Here is a 4,020-nt window from a genome sequence, read left to right on the forward strand (position 1 = left end):
CAGCACCCGACTACGCGCAACACCTGATCGAAAGATTCTTCTTGCATCCACCGGGGCGTCCACAGATGGGCATGTGGTCAACGCGTCAGCGTTGTCCATCATGTCCACAGCCTTCGCAGCCTGCATCCGTTCGCGCCAGATCGCCATCGGCGCGCGATAGCCGAGTGCCTGATGAAGGCGACGACCGTTATAGAAGGCGATCCAGTTTGCGATTCCTGCCTTGGCCTCGCGACCGTCGGCATAGCCCTTGAGATAGGTGAGTGGCGCGGGGCATTGCAGCCCCGCGCTCTCTCAGAACCGGACGTGAACCTCGCGATTCATCCGGCTCCCGTCATCCAACCGTTGATCCGGCAACCCAGTGAGCGAACAGGCCTGGATTGCGTCGCTTCACATTCCCATACCGCCAACGTGTGTCCTCGGAACCGTTTGTATTTTCGTGTTGCCCATCGAACGATGTAGGCATCGATCGTGCGCAACTCCTCTTGAAGCTTCGAGGGATAAAACCGCCCGTAGTAGCGCACCCAGCCCGTCAGGACTGGACGGACCCATTTGGCGATTTCCACCAGCTCAAGATCGCTGCGCCGATGCAGCCGCCACCTGCGCACGGTATGCCGCATCCGTTTCCCGGCCTTCTTGCTGACGGCCGGGCTGAATGAGACGAACCGCTCACCGTGTCGATTGTTCGCCATCCTCGGCCGAAAGCTATAGCCGAGGAAGTCAAACGACTGCTCCGGATAAGCGCCGGAGCGATTGGCATCTTTGCAATACACGATCTTGGTCTTTTCCGGATGCAGCCGTAGCCCGCATTCCGCAAACCTCGTTTCGAGCGCCCGACACAAGTCACGCGCCTCCGCTTCGCTTCGGCAATGGCCGATGGCATCATCAGCATATCGTTCAAATGGGACACCCGGATATTCTCGGCTCATCCACACATCGAACGCATAATGAAGAAAGAGATTCGCCAACAGCGGGCTGATGGCTCCCTGAACGCAAAAGATAATTTCCGCTTTGAACGCGTCATCACCGGCTGGCGCGATGGAGCTATTGTTGATTTGAGACGCAAAAGGTAATACCATTATGTCATATGATTCGATCGACGCAGGCGCAGAAGGCCGAACGGCTGAGGGCGGCGCGACGCTTGCTCGCGAAGAAAATCGGCATGGCGGAGGCGGCCTTGGCGCTGTCGCGCGAAAGCGGCTTGTCGCTGCGGCAAGCCTATCGCTATCTCGAAGTGGCCAAAAGGAAGGAGCCGCTCCTTTCCGCGCCGCAGCCGTCTGTGACGCTCTCCCTGAAGATGCCGGCCGATCTCGCCCAAAAACTCCAGGCGCATGCGGCGGCTTCCAGGCTTTCGGCAAGCGAGGTGATGCGCCGGGCGGTGGCCGCCTATCTCGCGTCTGTCCGCGAAGATGGCTGAGCGGCGAAAAAAGCGCGACGTTCAACTCGAATTTGCGTTCGATCGGCTCGTCGCCGCCAAACTTGAACAGGTTTACGAAATTCTCGTTCCAGATCAGGTGCGCTTCGCGCGCGCCGGCGCCGATGTGACGGGAGGCGAAGATGAAAACCGCCGCGATTTACGCCAGAGTGTCGTCGGACAAACAGAAGGAGGAGAACACGATTGCCAGTCAGACGAGCGCGCTGATCGCTTTCGCGCGCGAGCAGAACTGCGACGTGCCGGCGGAATGGGTGATCGAAGACGACGGCTATAGCGGCGCGAGCTTGTTGCGCCCTGGGCTTGAACGACTGCGCGATCTCGCCGCAGAAGGGCGGATCCAAGCCGTGCTCGTCTACGCTCCCGATCGGCTGAGCCGGCGCTATGCGCATCAAATCCTTCTTATCGAAGAGTTCGCGCGCGCCGGCGTCGAGGTGTTGTTCATTCGCTCGAGACGGGCGGCGACGCCGGAAGACGAGCTGCTGCTGCAGTTTCAGGGCATGATCGCCGAATATGAACGCGCGCAAATCCTGGAGCGGTCGCGGCGAGGGAAGCGCCATCGCGCCCTTCAAGGCCAAGTGAGCGTGCTTTCCGGCGCTCCGTTTGGCTATCGCTACAAGCGCAAGACCGATCACTCTGCCGCCTATTATGAGATCGACGAGCGACAGGCCGGTGTCGTGCGCTGGGTCTACGAGCTTTACACCGCAAGAAACCACAGCATCGGCGCCATCACGCGCCTGCTCAATGAGCGCCAGATTCCGACAGCCAAAGAAACAGGCCACTGGGAGCGCTCGACGGTTTGGGCGATGCTGCGCAATCCCGCGTATAAAGGAACGGCCTGCTTTGGCAAGACTCGGATCGCGCCGCGCATGCGTGTGACGCGGCCGTTGCGACTGCGCGGCGGTGTCGCGCCTCGCAACAGCGCCAATCATGAGCTTCCTCGCACAGAGTGGATCGAAATCCCTGTGCCGACCATCATCAGCGAAGAGACCTTCGCACTGGCGAATGAGCTTTTGGAAGCCAACAAGAAGCATGCCCCGCGGAGCACGATCACGCCGAGCGCCCTGCAAGGATTGTTGAGCTGCGCCAAATGCGGCTATGGGCTCTATCGCACCTCCACAAGGTCGAGCGCTCGAACTATCCATTACTACCGCTGCTTGGGCTCGGATGGCTGGCGCCGGCTCGGCGGGCCGGTCTGCGACAATCGCCCGGTGCGCCAGGATTTGCTGGACGAGGTGGTATGGAAAGAGATCGCGCGTTTACTTGAAGACCGAAACCTCATCGAAGACGAACTTGAGCGCCGGCTCAAGGCGGCGCGCAACGCCGATCCCACACAGCGCCGGGAGGAAACGCTTCGCCGCGATCTTGCGCGCTCCCGGAAACGCATCGAGCGTCTCCTCACGGCCTATCAGGAGAGCCTTCTCTCACTTGAAGAGCTGCGCAGCCGCATGCCTGATTTGCGCAGCCGCGAACAGGCTTGCCTATTGGAGTTGCAAGCGATCGAAGACCAATCGAAGGAGCGGGAAGTTTGTCTGCGTCTCGCCGAATCCGTGACGAGCTTCCTCGATCGCCTGCGCTCATCCCTCGGCGAGCTCGATATAATCGAACGCCGACGCGTGCTGCGCCTTCTCGTGAAGGAAGTCCTCGTTGGCGACGACAAGATCGTCATCCGCCACTCCATCCCCCTCCCACCCACCCCTCCGGGTGGAAAGGAGCCCGGCGCCGCCCATAGTTCCGTGACCGCTCCTCCACCGCAAAGTTATCTTTTGCGTTCAGGGAGCCACGCCCGCCCCTTGCGGCGTGCCCCTGTCCGTCTCCTGCTTCTCACCGCTCTCAAGAACCCAGCCCGCGACCACAGCCCGATGAGCCGCAATATGCGTGAATCGGCGATCCTGTGCGCCACCATCCGCAACAGCCACGCGTGGTCGACCGAGCCGAAAGACTACTCGACAGACTACCCACCACCGCGCTCATCATCTCGACGACTATCCCGATCAGGTAACCATCGTTCGGTCGCGCCATCCCTTTGAGGGATCTGCGCTTGTTGTGCTTGGCTGGTGTCATCGACGCGGCGAACTTCATCTGACGCTTGTACTGCCCGATGGTACCCGTGCCCTTGTACCGGCCTGGACAGATCTGCCTATCGCACAACATTTATCGCGTGCAAGCCCGCAATGCGCTCGAGCGGCATTCCTGGCTTCCCACGCCGAGCTGCTACACGCCCGGACGATCGTCGACGCTTTGCTGCGGCAATTGGATGCCGCGCATACTGTCCTGCCATCGGAATCGGAGGACAGCCATGCAGCAGCTAAGCTTTCTCGACCCACCACCTCAGCACGGTGCCGTACCCGTATGGGAGACCCTCGATAAAGAGCAGCGCGCACATCTCCTGCTGCGACTCGCCCGACTAATCGCCCGAGCAATCGCCACTGCCGGAGATTACAACGATGAACGAACTGAGCAAGATCACCGCTGAGCACCTACGCCGATGCGCAATCGTCTACGTGCGTCAGTCTAGTACCCACTATCCTTGGATCGTGAGTCGTGATTCAAGATATGGATGATCCCCGAAGCAAGAGAAGTCCACCTTT

The 4,020-nt window shown here is 60.4% G+C and carries 4 protein-coding genes; 2 read left to right on the forward strand and 2 right to left on the reverse strand.

Going from position 1 to position 4,020, the window contains the following annotated elements:
• Together D6B98_RS42145 and D6B98_RS39415 are read right to left on the reverse strand one after the other, a co-directional pair.
• The coding region (locus D6B98_RS42145; protein WP_164719169.1) for an integrase core domain-containing protein at positions 1-279 on the reverse strand (279 nt) is incomplete at its 3' end.
• A gap of 38 nt (positions 280-317) precedes the next feature.
• Positions 318-1,076, reverse strand: a complete 759-nt coding sequence (locus tag D6B98_RS39415) for a group II intron maturase-specific domain-containing protein (protein ID WP_167767837.1) — start codon at positions 1,074-1,076, stop codon at positions 318-320.
• Positions 1,077-1,138: 62 nt separating this feature from the next.
• Between D6B98_RS39415 and D6B98_RS39420 the strand changes: the two genes are divergently transcribed.
• Positions 1,139-1,414 (forward strand): ribbon-helix-helix protein, CopG family, encoded by a 276-nt coding sequence (locus tag D6B98_RS39420; protein ID WP_245481541.1) that lies wholly within the window; start codon positions 1,139-1,141, stop codon positions 1,412-1,414.
• Between the two features lie 140 nt (positions 1,415-1,554).
• The gene (locus tag D6B98_RS39425; protein ID WP_245481542.1) at positions 1,555-3,459 is read left to right on the forward strand and encodes a recombinase family protein; all 1,905 of its coding nucleotides are present in this window, start codon (positions 1,555-1,557) and stop codon (positions 3,457-3,459) included.
• Positions 3,460-4,020: the final 561 nt, after the last annotated feature.

This window comes from Bradyrhizobium sp. LVM 105 (assembly GCF_003957705.1).
GTDB lineage: Bacteria > Pseudomonadota > Alphaproteobacteria > Rhizobiales > Xanthobacteraceae > Bradyrhizobium > Bradyrhizobium frederickii.

Bases quoted from the DNA above. Each gene is read 5' to 3' on its own strand.
- D6B98_RS39415 (WP_167767837.1), bottom strand. From the start codon at position 1,076: ATGGTATTACCTTTTGCGTCTCAAATCAACAATAGCTCCATCGCGCCA.
- D6B98_RS39425 (WP_245481542.1), top strand. From the start codon at position 1,555: ATGAAAACCGCCGCGATTTACGCCAGAGTGTCGTCGGACAAACAGAAG.